Origin of the sequence: Microbispora sitophila (assembly GCF_014892245.1) — a bacterium.
GTDB lineage: Bacteria > Actinomycetota > Actinomycetes > Streptosporangiales > Streptosporangiaceae > Microbispora > Microbispora siamensis.
In genome coordinates this window covers 48,208-63,682 of the sequence record NZ_JADBGC010000026.1, presented here as the reverse complement: position 1 = coordinate 63,682, position 15,475 = coordinate 48,208, and the positions used below count along the sequence as shown (strand labels likewise).

General features: G+C 73.7%; 12 protein-coding genes and 1 pseudogene. 2 read left to right on the top strand and 11 right to left on the bottom strand.

Annotation, left to right across the window (positions count from 1 at the left end; genetic code table 11):
- Positions 1-17 precede the first annotated feature (17 nt).
- Both IL992_RS36270 and IL992_RS36265 read left to right on the top strand, forming a co-directional pair.
- A complete protein-coding gene (locus IL992_RS36270) occupies positions 18-2,108 on the top strand; it encodes an N-6 DNA methylase (protein ID WP_193207827.1) in 2,091 nt (696 codons plus the stop codon).
- A gap of 110 nt (positions 2,109-2,218) precedes the next feature.
- Positions 2,219-3,109, top strand: a complete 891-nt coding sequence (locus IL992_RS36265; protein ID WP_193207826.1) for a serine/threonine-protein kinase — start codon at positions 2,219-2,221, stop codon at positions 3,107-3,109.
- 18 nt (positions 3,110-3,127) lie between these two features.
- Here IL992_RS36265 and IL992_RS36260 read toward each other — a convergent pair whose 3' ends face one another.
- The 11 genes and pseudogenes from IL992_RS36260 to IL992_RS36205 form a co-directional block, all read right to left on the bottom strand.
- Positions 3,128-4,171, bottom strand: a complete 1,044-nt coding sequence (locus IL992_RS36260) for a DUF2293 domain-containing protein (protein WP_193207825.1) — start codon at positions 4,169-4,171, stop codon at positions 3,128-3,130.
- Positions 4,172-4,186: 15 nt separating this feature from the next.
- Positions 4,187-5,353: a rod shape-determining protein RodA gene (gene rodA / locus IL992_RS36255; protein ID WP_193207824.1), complete on the bottom strand. Its 1,167-nt coding sequence runs from the start codon at positions 5,351-5,353 to the stop codon at positions 4,187-4,189.
- Positions 5,350-7,350, bottom strand: a complete 2,001-nt coding sequence (gene mrdA / locus IL992_RS36250; RefSeq protein ID WP_226874403.1) for a penicillin-binding protein 2 — start codon at positions 7,348-7,350, stop codon at positions 5,350-5,352. Before mrdA ends, rodA begins: the two co-directional genes overlap by 4 nt.
- Complete coding sequence (gene mreD, locus IL992_RS36245) at positions 7,343-7,879, bottom strand: rod shape-determining protein MreD (protein WP_193207823.1); 537 nt, start codon at positions 7,877-7,879, stop codon at positions 7,343-7,345. The genes mrdA and mreD overlap by 8 nt, the downstream gene beginning before the upstream one ends.
- The gene (mreC, locus tag IL992_RS36240) at positions 7,879-8,751 is read right to left on the bottom strand and encodes a rod shape-determining protein MreC (protein ID WP_193207822.1); all 873 of its coding nucleotides are present in this window, start codon (positions 8,749-8,751) and stop codon (positions 7,879-7,881) included. The genes mreD and mreC overlap by 1 nt, the downstream gene beginning before the upstream one ends.
- Positions 8,748-9,782 (bottom strand): rod shape-determining protein, encoded by a 1,035-nt coding sequence (gene mreB, locus IL992_RS36235; RefSeq protein ID WP_226874401.1) that lies wholly within the window; start codon positions 9,780-9,782, stop codon positions 8,748-8,750. Before mreB ends, mreC begins: the two co-directional genes overlap by 4 nt.
- Positions 9,783-11,115: 1,333 nt before the next feature.
- A pseudogene (locus IL992_RS36225) lies at positions 11,116-11,746 on the bottom strand (response regulator); the annotation flags it as partial.
- Positions 11,747-11,754: 8 nt separating this feature from the next.
- A complete protein-coding gene (locus IL992_RS36220; RefSeq protein WP_193207821.1) occupies positions 11,755-12,039 on the bottom strand; it encodes an ATP-binding protein in 285 nt (94 codons plus the stop codon).
- Between the two features lie 175 nt (positions 12,040-12,214).
- Entirely contained in the window at positions 12,215-13,228 is a 1,014-nt protein-coding gene (speB, locus tag IL992_RS36215; RefSeq protein WP_193207820.1) for an agmatinase, read from the bottom strand.
- A gap of 35 nt (positions 13,229-13,263) precedes the next feature.
- Positions 13,264-14,886 (bottom strand): PH domain-containing protein, encoded by a 1,623-nt coding sequence (locus IL992_RS36210; RefSeq protein ID WP_319019053.1) that lies wholly within the window; start codon positions 14,884-14,886, stop codon positions 13,264-13,266.
- Complete coding sequence (locus IL992_RS36205) at positions 14,883-15,350, bottom strand: PH domain-containing protein (RefSeq protein ID WP_319019052.1); 468 nt, start codon at positions 15,348-15,350, stop codon at positions 14,883-14,885. The genes IL992_RS36210 and IL992_RS36205 overlap by 4 nt, the downstream gene beginning before the upstream one ends.
- Positions 15,351-15,475 lie beyond the last annotated feature (125 nt).

The window sequence follows — 15,475 nt, the reverse complement described above, 5'->3', positions numbered from 1 at the left end:
GTGCTAGGCTCGTGTTCATGAGCCACGACGCCCAGGCGGACAACACGGCGGACACGACGGCGCGCCCGGCCGCCGCCAGCCCGCTCGAGGCCGCCGTCGAAGCGGCGGTCGAAGCGACCGTGAACGCGGGCGACATCGCCCGGCTCGCCGACGTCGGCAGGGCCGCGGTCAGCAACTGGCGCCGCCGCTACGAGGACTTCCCCCAGCCGGTGGGAGGTACCGCCTCCAGCCCGCTTTTCTCGCTGCCCGAAGTGGAGGCGTGGCTGCGCAGGAACGGCAAGTCGTTCGAGGTGTCCCAGGGCGACCGCGTCTGGCAGCGGCTGCGCGCGTCGGCCGACGACCTGCGCCTGGGCGAGGTGCTGGGGGAGGTCGGGGCGTTCCTGCTCTACACGCTCCGCGACCCCGACGGCTGGAAGCGGCTGTCCGCGGCCCCCGACCTCGCCGTACGGCTCCCGCGCGCGGTGGCCGAGGCGACCGCCGACCTGCCTCCGCGCACGGGGGACGGGACGCCGGTCGAGCCCGGCCTGCTCCTGCTGGTCGCCGGGATGGCCGAGCGGAACGGCGCGGCCGGCGCGTTCGAGTTCCTCTGCGAGCGGTACGCCGAGGCGCACAGCCGCAGGCTGGCACTGACCCGGCCCGACGTGGCCGCCCTGATGACCCGGCTGGCCTGCCCGGGGGCGCGCACGGTGCTCGACCCCGCGTGCGGCATGGGCACGCTCCTGCTGGACGCCGCCGGGGCCGGTGCGGCGGGGGACGCGGCGCGGCTGCTCGGCCAGGACGCCAACGAGACGGTCGCGCTGCTCGCCGCGCTGCGGCTGCTGCTGCGCGGGCGGGACGCCCGGGTCGTCCCCGGGGACGCGCTGCGGCACGACGCGTTCCCTCCGGACCGGCCGATGGACGGGCCCGGGGACGGGCTCGGGGACACGCTCGTGGACGCGGTGGTGTGCGACCCGCCGTTCAACGAGCGGGCCTGGGGCCACGAGGACCTCATCGGCGATCCGCGCTGGCAGTACGGCATGCCCCCGCGGGGCGAGCCGGAGCTGGCCTGGGTGCAGCACTGCCTCGCCCACGTGCGGCCCGGCGGGCTGGTGGCCATCCTGATGCCGGGCGCCGCCGCGAGCCGCCGCCCGGGACGTCGCATCCGGGCGAACCTGCTGCGGACGGGCGCGCTGCGCGCGGTCTTCACGCTGGCGCCCGGGGGTCCCGACCTGTGGCTGCTGCGCCGTCCCGAGCCGGGGGAGCGGCAGCCCGGCACGATCCTCGTGGCCGACGCGGGAGACGACCCGGCCGGCGTCGAAACGGTCTGGCGGGCCCACCTCGCGAAGACCGAGCTCCCGCACGGTGGCCGCACGGTCCGGATCATCGACATCCTCGACGACGAGGTGGACGTGAGCCCGGCGCGGCACCTGTCACCCCGGATCGACACGCGGGGCTTTCCGGACGCCAGGGAGCGCTTCCGGGACGCGGTCGCGGCGCTGGCCGACGACGTGCCCGACCTGGAGGTGCTCACCGGCGGCGCGGCGGGCTGGGACGCGTCGTGGGCGACCGTGGCGGAGATGGCCAGATCCGGGCTGGTCACCATCCGGCATTCGACGCTGCGGGCGCTGCCCGCCGACGTTCCCGACGGCGACATCTCCGGCGGTGCGGCGTCCGAGGGCGGGGTGCCGGTGCTGACGGCCGACGACGTCGCGGCCGGGACGGCGCCGTCGCGGCGGATCCCGCGCGCCCCCGGACTGGTCGCCGTCCGCCCGGGAGACGTCGTGGCGTCGGCCGTCACCGCCCGGGTGGTCACGGGGGAGGGCTCGGTCCTGGGTCCCCATCTCAGCCTCTTCCGCGTCGCTCCGGACAAGGTGGATCCCGAGTTCCTGGCCGGGTTCCTGCGCTACGCGGCGGGCGGCGGCCGGCCGCATCTGGGCAGCAGCCGCGTGGAGGCCCGCCGGGCCCGCGTCCCCCAGGTTCCCCTGGCCGTCCAGCGCGCGTACGGCACGGCCTTCCGGCGGCTGCTCGCGCTGGAGGACGGCCTGCGCGAGGCGGCCGCCGCGGGGGAGGCGCTCGCCCGCCTCGGCGTCGAGGGGCTGATCGACGGACGCCTCCGCCCTCGTGGGTGACGCGGTCCGGAGCTTCCCAGCTGAGAGAGTCCTGTCCACCCGGCCGCTGAGCCCGAGCATCGCGGACGAATCCGGTAGCTTTTTCCCCGATAGGCCGACGGGAGGGGCGCATGGTCATCGGCGACCGGTATGAGCTGGACGACCTCCCCCTGGGGCAGGGCGGCATGGGCGCCGTGTACGGCGGGCACGACCGGCGGCTCGACCGCAAGGTGGCGGTGAAGTTCCTGCGGCTGCCCGACGGCCCGGACGAGGAGTTGCAGCGCCGGTTCATCCGCGAGGCGCGGATCCTCGCGAAGCTCGACCATCCGGGCGCGCCCGTCCTGTACGACTTCGGCACCTACGAGCAGCGGCTCTTCCAGGTCATGCAGTTCATCGAGGGTGTGACGGTCGCCGACCTGCTGAGCGAGCACGGCCCGCTGCCGGTGCCGTGGGCCGCGGCCATCGCCGCCCAGGCGTGCGCCGTGCTGACCGCCGCCCACGAGCTGTCGATCTGCCACCGGGACCTCAAGCCGACCAACCTCATGCTCTGCCCGGACGGCAGCGTGAAGCTGCTCGACTTCGGGCTCGCCATGCTGCGTGAGGCGGATGTCGCCCAATTCACCCGGATCGGCCAGATCCTCGGCACCCCGGCGTACATGTCCCCCGAGCAGATCCAGCGGGGCGTCGCCGGGCCGAAGAGCGACCTGTACTCCCTCGGCTGCGTGCTGCACGAGATGCTGACCGGCAACCAGCTGTTCACCGGGCCCACGGAGTACGCCGTGTTCGACAAGCAGGTGAAGGAACGGCCGCCCCGGGTTCCGGGGGTCCCCGCCGAGCTGGACCGCCTGATCGCCGAACTGCTGGAGAAGGAGCCGGACAACCGGCCGTCCGACGCGCACACGCTGTTCGAACGGCTGCAGCCGTTCGCGGTCGACCTGCCCCCGCTGCCCGGCTTCCTCAACCCGTCGTCGGTCCCCAGCCCCGGGCGCATGTACGCCCAGATGGTCGGCCGCGTCCGCTGAAGGGGCCGCTGAAAGCGCTCACGCGCGCCAGGCCGTCAGGACCTCCTCGACTCGGGGGCGGATCCGCTCGCGGGCCGTCATCCGCGGCGTCCCGGCCATCAGCAGTTCGTCGTAGTCGGTGTCCAGATGGCGCACGCTCGCGATCACGGCGAGCGTGATGGCGTTCTCGTCCAGCACGCGGGCGGCGGCGGTGCGGCCCACCCGCCCGCTGCCGCGTACGGCCGCGTGCGCGGCGATGGCCTCGGCCCGCTCGGCAGGACAGCGGGGGAACAGGCGGCGGATCTCCGCCGCCATCCTCGCCTGGAACTCGGCGTCCTCGCCGGCGCGGCGCTCGCGGTCGCGTTCGCGGCGGCGCAGCCGCGCCTCCTCGTCGGCCAGGCACTGCTCCTCGGCCCGCGTCAGCGCCTCCTCCTCGACCAGGACGCCCAGCCGCTCGTATCGCTTGCGCCGCCGGTTGAAGCGGACCACCACCGCCGACAGGCCGCTCTCCTTCTTGGCGCGGCGGCTCAGCGCCGCGTTCCCGGCGGGCAGGAAGCACAGGTGGTCCATGTCGGCGCAGGTCAGGCAGTGCGGCCGGTCGTCCTCCGTGATCAGATAGGGGCCGGTGTCCCCGCACCCGGCGCAGGTCCACGCGTCCAGCGGCGCCACGGCCACCAGGTCGGGGGCCTTGCTGTGCCGTTCGGTGATCTGCCGCCGCCGCGCCTCGCTCAGGTCGGGCGACAGCCAGTGGACGCGGAAGGCCCGCTCCAGATCCTCGTCGCCCGCGGCGGTGAAGCGCAGCGGCCGCCGGTCGCGGGTGCCCGCCGTGTACGCCGTCTCGCTCTCCACCAGGTCGCGGGACACGGCCCACGCGCGCAGATGCGACAGGGCCTCGGCCATCCGGCCGGCGTCCACGGCGGCCAGCCGTTCCAGGCTGTCGGCGCGGCCCTGCCGCCAGGTCTCCACGTGGCGGTCGTGCAGCCACCGCAGGCCGGTGAGGACGTCGATCGGGGTCACGTACTTGCGGGTGGCCAGGGCGATCTCCGCCGCCTGGGCCACCCGTCCGCCGAGCTTGCTGCGCATTCCTCAAAGCCTGCCTTATGCGGGCGTGCGCGTACGCCGGTTCACGGCGGCCAGCAGCCCCACGGCCGCCAGACTGGAGATCGTGGCCGACCCGCCGTAGGACACGAACGGCAGCGGCAGCCCCGCGACCGGCAGCAGGCCCATGGTCATTCCCACGTTCACGAACGTCTGGAACGCCAGCCAGCACACCACCCCGCCGGCCACGACCGTGCCGAACGGCGAGGGGCTCTTGGCCGCGATCCACAGGCCGCGCCACAGCAGGGCGAGCATCAGCAGGATCACGCAGGCGGCGCCGAGGAAGCCGAGCTCCTCGCCCGCGACCGTGAAGATGAAGTCGGTGTGCTGCTCGGGCACGAAATGGCCCGCCGTCTGCTCGCCGTGGAACAGGCCCTTGCCGAGCAGGCCCCCGGAGCCGATCGCGATCCTGGCCTGCGTGGCGTTGTAGCCGACTCCCATCGGATCGGCGTCCGGGTCGGCCAGCACCATCAGGCGCTGGAGCTGGTAGGGCCGGATGAGGTCGAGCCGCCACACCAGGAGCAGCCCGGCGGCCCCGGCGGCGGCGAACGCCGCGAACCACCTCTTGGGCGCGCCGGACACCGCGATCATCCCGGTGGTCAGCACCAGGAAGACGAGCGCGGTGCCGTAGTCGGGCTGCAGCGCGATGAGGCCGACCGGCAGCGCGGCGAGGCCGAGGGCGAGCAGCACGGCCCCGGCGCCAGGCCTGCGCTCGCCGTCCCGCCGCTCGCCGAGGGCCGTCGCGAGCGCGAGCACCGTGGCCGCCTTGGCGAACTCGGACGGCTGGAACTGCAGCCCGTCGCCGAGCACGATCCACGCGTGCGAGCCGTTGATCGTACGGCCCAGCGGGGTCAGCACGGCGACCAGCCCGGCCAGCCCGAGCAGGTACAGCACCGGGACGTAGGCCCGCAGCACCCGCAGGTCGATCCGCGAGACGGCCCACATGAGCGCGAATCCGATGCCCACGCTGAGCGCTTGCCGCTGCGGCAGCGTCGAGCCCGGCTCGTTGCGGGTGGCCGACCACACGAGCAGCAGCCCGATCGCCGACAACGCGGCCGCGGGCAGCACCAGCCCCCAAGCGGGGAAGAAGGCGAGGCGCGCCCACGCCCTGCGCCTGGTCGTCCGGCTCGCCGGCAGCCGTACGGACAGGGGACCGAGCGTCGTCATCGCTTCCTCTTGTCCTTCTTCTTGTCGTGAGTGAGGGCGGCGATGCCCTCCCAGATCTCCCGGGCGGCGGGGGCCGCCGTGGTCCCGCCCGTGCCGCCCTGCGAGACGACGACCACCACGACGTACTTCGGCTTCTTCACCGGGCCGAAGGAGGCGAACCACGAGGTGTCCTGCCTGCCGTACGCCTCGGCGGTGCCGGTCTTCCCGGCGACCGGCAGACGCGTGAACGAGTAGCCCTCGAACGCGCCCGCGGCCGTGCCGGAGCGCGGCACGCCGGCGAGCGAGTCGCGGATGAACCGCAACGTCTTGCGCGAGGCGTCGATCTTGCCCGCGACGGGCGGGGTGATCGTGCGGACCACGGTGCCGTCGGGGCGCACGACCTGCTTGCCGATCCTGGGGCTGAAGACCGTGCCGCCGTTGGCGAGCGCCGCGTATCCGCGGGCGAGCTGGAGCGGCGTCACCAGCACGTCACCCTGGCCGATGGAGAAGTTGGCCGCGTCGCCGGCCCACCAGACCCCGCCGGAGCGGCAGTTGTCGGTCGCGAGCGCCTTGAGGTAGGCCGCCCGCTTGCGGTCGGACAGCTCCGGATAGCCGGCCTTGGCACGTCGGCAGGAATCCGCCTTGGTCCGCTCCCAGTTGGCCTTCTTCCAGGCGCGGTCGGGCACCCTTCCCGAAGCCTCGTGTGGCAGGTCGACGCCGGTGGGCGTGCCGAACCCGAACTCCCTGGCCATCGCCTGCATCGGGTCCTTGGGGTGTTTGACCGGCTTGAGCCCGCCGTCGCGCTGCCACATCTTCTCCGCGAAGCGGTAGAAGATCGTGTCGCACGACACCACCAGGGCCCGGCGCATGTCCATCCGGCCCAGCTCGGCGCTCTCGAAGTTGTGGAACACCCGGCCGCCGATCCTGTAGCCGCCGGGGCAGTCGTAGGAGGACCGCAGTGAGTAGCCCGCCTTCGCCGCCGCGGCCGTCGAGGTCACCTTCCACGTCGAGCCCGGGGGCCACTGCCCTTGCACGGCGGCGCTGACCAGCGGCAGGTCCTCGTAGTCGTGCTGGGAGATGCCCCCGGTCCACACGCTGGGGTCGTAGGTGGGATAGTCGGCGATCGCCGTCACCCGCCCGGTCTTCGCCTCCAGCACCACCGCCGCGCCGCTGTCGGCGGGCTCGCCCCGCTTGCGCGCGGCGGTCACGGCCCGGGCCAGCGCCCGCTCGGCCACCTCCTGGATCCGCGCGTCGATGCTGGTCACCAGCGTCTCCCCGGCCACGGCGGCCTCCTCGCGGATCAGGCCGGTGACCTTGCCCGTGCTGTCCACCGCCACCTGCCTGATCCCGGTGCGCCCGGCCAGCTCGCGGTCGTACTGCGCTTCGAGGCCGTCACGGCCGACCAGCTCCGGGCCTCCCTCGGGATCGTCGGGGGAGGGCGGCTGCAGGTAGCCGAGCACGTGCGCCGCGGCCGAACCGAGCGGGTAGGTCCTGACCGGCCGCAACGCGGTGCTGACGCCGGGGAACTCGTCCTGCCGCTCCGCGATCCACAGCGCCGTGCGCACGCTCACGTCGTCCGCGACGACGATCGGCTGGTAGGGCGAGCCGGGCCAGCACGGCCGGGGCACGTCCGCGGCGCACAGCCGCGCACGGTCGGCGATCTCCTGGTAGGGCCGGCCCAGGGCCCGGGCGAGCCGGGTCAGCACGTCCTTCCCGCCGTCGGGTTGGTGGATGAGGGCCATGTAGTCCACCGACACCTGGGGTTTGGTCTCGTTGGCCACTAGCGGCCGGCCGTGCGTGTCGAGGATCTGCCCCCGCACCGGCGGCAGGACGACCGAGCGCACCCGCGACTCCGTGGCCGCCCTGACGTACGACGGACCGGTGACGATCTGCAGGTACCACAGGCGGCCGAGCAGGGTCAGCATGAGCGCGGTGACCACGACGAACACGAGCGTGAGACGGCCCTGGGGCCGGTGACGACCCCGATGGAGAGGGCGCTGCCGGGCGGTCCTACGCAAGCCGCCTCCCCCGGCCGTACGGATCGCGGGACCTGTCCCGCGATCTCGGCACCCGCCCGAACGACCGGCGGCGGGGCAGCAGGGCGAGCGCCGCCGCCACGAGCGCGGCCAGGCCGACGGTCCAGGCGACGGCGCCGGGCGCGAGGGCCGTGCCCCACGGGGTGCCGTCGAGCAGGGCCGCGAGCACGCCCCCGGCGAGCGTCGCACCCAGGGCCACGGCGGCGGCGACGGCGGCGCGTCGCCCGGCCGTGCCGTCCGCGGTGACCCGCGCGCACGCCCACCCGGCCAGGCACAGGACCAGGGCGAGCCGCCCTATGGTGTGGTCGGCGGGCGGCGCGATGTCGGCGGCCAGGCCCGCGGCGAACCCCAGGAACGCCCCCGCTCGGGGTCGCAGATGCGGCGCGAGCGCGATGACGCCGACCAGCACGACGTCGGGCCCGCCGCCGGGCAGCGACAGGCCGTTCACCACGGCGACCTGGAGCACCGGTGCGACGAGGACGACGAGAACGGACAAGACGACCGCCTTCATCAGGCCCCCTTCGCCTTCTTCGAGCCGCCCTCGTCTCTGTCCGCGGCTCTGTCCTCGTCTCTGTCCGCGTTTCTGTTCTCGTCCCCGGCCTTCGCCGTGCTCCCGTCGGCGGACGCGTCCGTCGCCGTGCCGTCCGGCTGCGGTCCCAGCACCACGGTGACGAGGTCGAGCGCGGTGAACCGGGCGAAGGGACGCACGAGCGCCGTCCTGGTCAGCGCGTCCGGCGCGGGCTCGGCCGTGACCACCGTGCCGATCGGCACGTCCGGCACGTACGGCCGCATGTCGCGCGAGCCCAGCGTCACCACCCGGTCGCCGGGCTTCACCTCGGCCGAGGGGTTGAGCAGGCTCAGCCGCAGCAGCCCGCGCTCGGGGACGCCGGTCACCAGGCCGACCTCTCGCGAGCCCTCGAGCCGCGCGCCGATCGAGGCACCGGAGGCCGTGGCCAGCTGGACCGTCGCCGTGCCGGGCCCGGCTCGCAGAACCCGGCCGACCAGCCCGTTCCCGTCGAACACGGTCATGTCGCGGGCAACGCCGGCGTCGGCGCCGGTGTCGACGGTGACCGTGCCGTCCCGGCCGAAGCCGATGACGTGGGCCGGCACGGCCCGGTAACCGTCCGCCTGAGCGGGGGAGGGCGTCGTCCCGCGGGCGGCCAGCAGGTCGGCGCGCAGCCGGGCGTTCTCGCGTTCGAGCTCCTCCAGGCGGCGCTCGCCCGACACCCAGCGGACGCCGGCGGACGCCGCGTCCTCCAGCCCGCCGTACACGGCCGCCCCGAACGCACGCAGCGGGCCGAGCGGGGTGACGGTGTCGGCGACGATCAGCGCGGCGGAGACGAGCGCCAGCAGCGCGGGCGCCCGGCGACCGGCGGCCCTCATCTGCGCGTTTCGGGGAGGAACACGTCCTGCATGTCGTCGAAGCGCTCGACGCACCGGCCCGCGCCCAGCACCACCGACTGGAGCGGCTGGTCGACGAGGTGGATCGGCATGCCGACGGCCTTCTCCAGCCGTTCGGCCAGCCCGTCGAGCAGTGCGCCGCCGCCGGTCAGCACGATGCCGTTGTCGATCAGGTCGCCCGCCAGCTCGGCCGGGCACTGGTCCAGCGTGCTCTGCACGGCGTCGACGATCGTCTGGACCTGGTCCTCGATCGCCTCCCTGACCTGCGCCCGGTTGATCGTCGCGGTCTTCGGCAGGCCGGTCACCAGGTCGCGGCCCCGGATCGGCAGCGGTGTGGTGTCGTCGCCACCCGGCCGCGCGCTGCCCAGCTTGATCTTGATGTGCTCGGCCGTGCGCTCGCCGAGCATCAGGGAGTGTTCCTTCTTGACGTAGTTGACGATCGCCTCGTCGAGCTCGTCGCCGCCGACCCGCACGGACTTCGACACGACCACCCCGCCGAGCGAGACGATCGCGACCTCCGTCGTGCCGCCGCCGATGTCCACGACCATGTTGCCGGTCGTGTCGCCCACGTTGAGTCCCGCGCCGATCGCCGCGGCCATCGGCTCCTCGATGATGTGGACGCGGCGGGCGCCCGCCTCGTACGCCGCCTCCCTGACCGCGCGCTGCTCGACGCTCGTGGTGCCGCTCGGCACGGCGACGACGACCCGGGGCTTGGCCAGGTAGCGGTTCTTGTGCGCCACCTGGATGAAGTGCCGCAGCATGCGCTCGGCCGCGTCGAGGTCGGCGATCACGCCGTCCTTGAGCGGGCGCAGTGTGGCGATGTGGGGCGGGGTCCGCCCGATCATCTCCTTCGCCGCGGTCCCGACCGCGACGATCCTGTCCGTGTGCAGGTTGATCGCCACCACCGAGGGCTCGTCGAGTACGACGCCCTTCTTGCGCACGTACACGAGCGTGTTGGCCGTGCCGAGATCGACCGCCATGTCCCGGCCGAGCAATCCCCACGGGAAACCCATCGCCGACCAGCTTTCAGAGAGGAGGGAGAGCACGCGTGATCGCTGCCCGGCGGCCCCGCCTCTAAACAGAACGGTCCTTCCCGTACGAACCGGACCGCTAGGCGACGCTGAGATAGAGGTCTCTCGCCAGCTTCGTCACCCGCTCGGCCGACTGCGTGAAGGACGCCCCCGAGGGCTGCAGGGTGAGCACCACCATGATCAGCCGGTCGCCGATCACGCCAGTAGTGTGGAGCACCGGACGGCCGAAATCAACCGGGTTGCCGCCCATTGTGACCGCCCCGATACGGTACGACGTCGCCCTCGCGCGGGTGCACCTGACGGGAGGAACCGCGCCATACCCGGACCAGCCCTGCTTGATCGCCCAGGGCCGGGGAACGGCCCTGGGGATGCCGAAGAACTGGTCGAAGCCGTCGCGGGCGCACTGGGACGCCTTGCGCAGGTTGCCGAGGACGAAGTCGCGGACGCGGGGCTCGGCCCGCCGCAGCAGATATCGGTAGACGAGCGCGATGTCGGCCGCGCTGATGGCGGTGTAGCCCCAGAAACCGGGTTTGGCGGCGGGCGGTGGGGAGGTTTCGGTCAGGCCGATCCTGCGCGCCATCCGCCGCACGATCTCGCCCTGGCCGCCGCGCCGCCACAGGGCCGTCGCCGCGTCGTCGTCGCTGCCGCGGAGCATGGGCGTCAGGAGCGCCAGGTCCCCGGCCGGGATCGTCCCCTTGCGCCGCTCCAGGTAGTCGACGGCGATGAGGATCTTCACCACCGACGCCGACCGGAACCGGTGGTGCGCCTGGCGGGACGCGACCGTCTTGCCCGTGGTCACGTCGACCACGGCGTACCCGGCCGTCACCCCGGCGGGCACCCGCACGGGCTTCGCGGGGGACCGGACCGGGCGGGCGGCTCCTTCCGACGCCTCCCTGGTCGCCGGTCCGCTCGCCCGTGCCCCCTCGCCCGTGTCGGCGGAGCCGGCCGGACCGGGGGAGCCCGCGTTCGCCCGGCCCGATGAGGCCGCCTGGGACCGCGTGCCCGGCATCGCCAGGGTCGTCGCTCCGGTCGCCGTCGCGGCATCGCCTGAGGATGGCATGTCCGGCGTGGCTCGCGTCGCCGCCGCCCGCGCCGAGCCCGTGACGTGGCCGTCGGCCGCGCAGCCGGTCAGGAGGGCCGGGACCACGGCGGCGACGGCCAGGACTGCGGCGGTTCTCGATCGCGTCACCCGACCATGCCTACCAGACCGCCGATCGCCGATGTGCGGAAATGTCCGGTGCCGGCCGGTCCTACCCCACCGGCTACCACCGCCCAGGCATACTCCCCGACGACCGGTCGGGGGGCGCGCCTGGGCGACCAAGCCGGTCTCGTAGGCGAGCACGACCGCCTGAACCCTGTCCCTGAGGCCGAGCTTGGACAGGATGCGCGCGACATGAGTCTTCACCGTCGTCGGGCTGAGGCTCAGCCGATCGGCGAGCTCGGCGTCGCTCAGCCCGAGCAGGCGCAGCACCTCCAGCTCGCGGGGTGTCAGCTCCGACGGATCCCGGTGTACGGCCGCCTTGGCCTCGTCGCGGCGGGCGAACCGCTCGACCAGCCGCCGGGTGATCGCCGGTGCGAGCAGGGCGTCCCCCGCGCACAAGACGGACCGCGGCCACCAGATGCTCGGGCGTGACGTCCTTGAGCAGGAAGCCGCTGGCCCCCGCGGTGAGCGAGGCGTAGACGTAGTGGTCGAGGTCGTAGGTGGTCAGAATGAGGACGCGGGTCTCGTCCGCGCCTTCCGCCATGATCTGCCGGGTGGCTTCGAGGCCGTCCATCTGCGGCATCCGGATGTCCATGAGCACGACGTCGGGCCGAGTACGCCGGACGGCGGCGACGGCTTCCGCTCCGTTGGCCGCCTCGGCCGTCACCTCGATGTCGTCGGCGGCGAGGATCATCCCGAACCCGCTGCATACCAGCGCTTGATCGTCGGCGATCACCACGCGCATAGAGCCGTTCACGTGGTCGTCCACGGAACCCGCGCCTTGATCTGGTAGGCGCCGTCGCCTCGCGGCCCGGCCTGCGGGGTGCCGCCGTAGAGGGTGAGCCGCTCCCGCAGCCCGATCAAGCCCCGGCCCTGGCCCTCTCCGGCGCGGGTCGTCTGCCTGCCGCCGGTATCGGTGATCTCGATCTCCAGCCGGTCGCCGCGGTGGCCGATGGTGACGGACGCCGCCGCACCGGCCGCATGCTTGATCGTGTTGGTCAGCGCCTCCTGGACGACGCGATAGACGGCCAGCTCCACCCCGGGCGGCAGTGGGCCGGGCGGTGGAGAGATCGCGACGCACGTTCCTGTACCTCAAGGACACCTCACGCGTCGATCCCTGGTTCCCCGGCGCGAAGGCGAGGGAACCGGCCGTGTCACGTCGAGCGGTGCGCGATCACCCAGCACCGCGCGCGAGGCGGTTGGGCGGTGTGGATCAGCGGCCGTCGAGGAGGGGCTGGGCGGGGTCCCAGCGCGTGCCGTCGGCGGCGTCCCTGCGGCGGCGGGCGATCGCCGACAGCGCCTCCAGGACGACCCGGTTGCCGAGATACGCCGTGATGTCCGCGTGGTCGTACGGCGGGGCCACCTCGACGATCTCCAGACCCACGACGGGCAGCTCGTAACAGGTCCTGCGTACGGCGTCGAGGAGCTGGCGGGCCGACAGGCCGCCCGGCTCGGGCGTGCCGGTGCCGGGCGCGTGGCCCGGGTCGCAGACGTCCACGTCGACCGACAGGTAGACCCCGTCGCAGTCGTCGAGCGCGATCGCGTACGCCTCGGTGAGGCACTCGTCGAGGCCCCTGGCGACGATCTCGGTCATCTCGTACGACCGCATGTGCTTCCCGGCCATCCAGTCGAGGATCTCCGGCCCGGGCCAGTAGCCGCGCAGGCCGATCTGCAGGAAGCGGTCGCCCCGGATGGCCCCCGACTCGATGAGCCGCCGCATCGGCTGCCCGTGGCCGTGCAGGTGGCCGAACTCGATGTCGCCGGTGTCGGCGTGCGCGTCGAAGTGGATCATCGAGACGCGGCCGAAGCCGTGGTGGCGGGCCACGCCGGTCGCGTCGGGCAGGGCGATCGTGTGGTCGCCGCCGAGGACGACGGGGATCGCCCCGGAGGCCGCGATCCTGGCGACCGCGTCCTCGATCGCACGCAGGCTGCCCTCGATGTCCCCGGCGTAGGTCTCCACGTCCCCCGCGTCCAGCACCCGCAGGTCCTTGAGGGCGTCCACGCGCAGGGCGAGGCTCGGGCGGGAGCCGTCGTGGGGGAGGTAGCAGGTCTGGCGGATGGCGTTCGGGCCGAAGCGCGCACCCGGGCGGTGGGAGGTGCCGCCGTCGAACGGCGCGCCGAGGATGACGATGTCGGCGTCCGCGTAGCCGGCCGGGTCGCCGAGGTCGCACCGCTCGACGCCGAGGAACGTGATGTCGGGGCCGAACATCTGGCCGTAGCGGGACAATCCAACTCCTCAGGTAAAACCGGGCTTATCGGGCATCACATGCTATTAGGCGACAGGGTTGGCGCGGACTCGACGAGGAACGGGTCGAGCAGGCCGGGCGTGCCTGCGGCGGCCAGGCGCAGCGCCTCGGCGAGGTCCACGTCGCGCACCTGGTAGCCCTGCTTGCCCGCCGCCGTGGTCGCCGTCAGCGTCGCCAGGCGGGCCCGGCGCTGGAAGAACGACCGCTCGATGTTCCAGCCGATCACGCCGTCGCACTCCAGGGCCACCCGGCGGCGTGCGAGCGAGCCCCAGCGGGTGACCAGATAGCCCGACGTCAGAGTGTGGCCGAGCGAGCGGTAGCGGTCGGCGGCCAGCAGGGCCGTCAGCGGCAGCAGGGCGGCGGCGGTGACCCACGTCCACGAGGGCAGTCCGGCCCACCACCACAGCGCGAGCAGCGCGGCCAGCACCAGCGCGTGCACGCCGTACGCCCGGGTGAACCTGCGGCGCAGCGCGGCAGGGCCGTGCGCGGTCAGGTCCGCGGTGACCGGCGAGGGGTCGGAGGCGGAGGAGGCGGCGGGGGCATGGGCGGCACGGGGGAGCACGAGCCGGGCCACCGACACGGCGTCGGCGCGCGGCGCGGGCGGCAGCAGCAACGACCCGCCGCGCTGGGCGCCCTGCGCCGACCGCAGACCGGTCGTCACCGCGGACAGGCGGGCCCCGCGTACGGCGCGCAGCAGCAGCGGCTCGCCGACCTCGACCCCGCGCAGCCGCCGTTCCTCGATGGTGGTGGCCCGGGTGGTCAGCAGCCCCCGGGTCACGTGGAGGGTGCCCTCGGCGTGCCGGGTGAGCCGGAAGTTGCCGAAGGCGAGGACGTAGCCGAGCGTGGAGGCGACGCTCACGAACACCACCAGCACGAGCACCACCGTCGCGATCTCCAGCGGGAGCGACATCGCGCTGAACCACCGCCAGGTCTCCTGGACGGGCCCGACCCTGCCGAGGTCGACGTTGCCCTCCGAGACCAGGCGGGACACGAAACCGGCGACGACGCCCACGGTGACGAGCCCGGACATCGTGAACGGCCCGAACCTCACCCACTCGGGACGCATCCGCGCGAGTTCGGTCTCGGCGGCCGGTGTGCTTCCGGCGGGCGGCGCCACGGGGGAGGCCGTGGCGGACACCGTGGCGGACACCGTGGAGGACGCGGCGGCAGGGGTGGCGGGAGAGCGGTGCAGCAGTTCCACGCGCAGGCGGGCGGCCTCGGCGGCGGTCAGCGCGTCCAGCTTGAGCCGGCCCTCGTGCCTGCGCTCCGACGTGCCCGTTCCCACCTCCACCCGGGCCAGGCCGAGCACGCGGTGCAGCACGTGGGAGGTGACGTCCACCGTGCGGACCCGGTCGCGGGGCACGGTCACCACCTTGCGGGTCAGCAGGCCGCGGCGGACCTGCACGTGCTTGGGGGTGATGCGGTAGGTCGTGGTGAACCAGCGGAGCATGCCGAGCACGACCATGAGAGCGACGCCCGCGACGCTCCACAGATGGCCCTGCCCGCCGCTGCTCGACCCCGCGACCAGCAGGCCGAGCAGCGCCGGTGCGGCCCGTACGACCTCCTGGAACGGGTGGATCACCAGCATGCGCGGGCTCAGCCGCCGCCAGGTCAAGGTCGTCTCGATGACGTCGATCACGTGGCGTCACCCGCCGTCGCCTGCGCGGTGGCGGTGAGCTCGGCGACGAGGCGCTGGGCCGTGTCTCGGTCGAGGCCGCTGACCTTGATCGGACCGGCGGCGGAGGCGGTGGTGACGGTGACGTTGGCCAGGCGGAAGATCTGCTCCAGCGGGCCGCGCTCGCTGTCCACGGTCTGGATGCGGGAGACGGGAGCGATGCGCCACTCCTGCTTGAACCAGCCCGACTGGGTGAAGACGGCCGCGGACGTCGCCTCCCAGCGGTGCACCCGATAACGCCACTGCGGCATGACCGTGACGTGCGCCACCGCGACGACGGCGGTGACGGCGAGACCGGCCACATGGGCGGTGACGGGCAGGGCGTTCCCGTCGCTGGCGGCCACGAGCCAGACCACCTGGGCCGCGAGGATGACCAGCCAGCCGAGGGCGGCCCGCGCGGTCCAATACCAGATGGCGGTACGGCTCACACGGTGCTGAGGGGATCGGAGGGTCGGGGTGTCCACGCCCCAACTCTGCCCGATCGTGCGCGTCCCGGCGTAGTGGGGCCGATCCTGGTTCTCCCCGGGACAAATGTCATGCCCTCGGCGCCGTA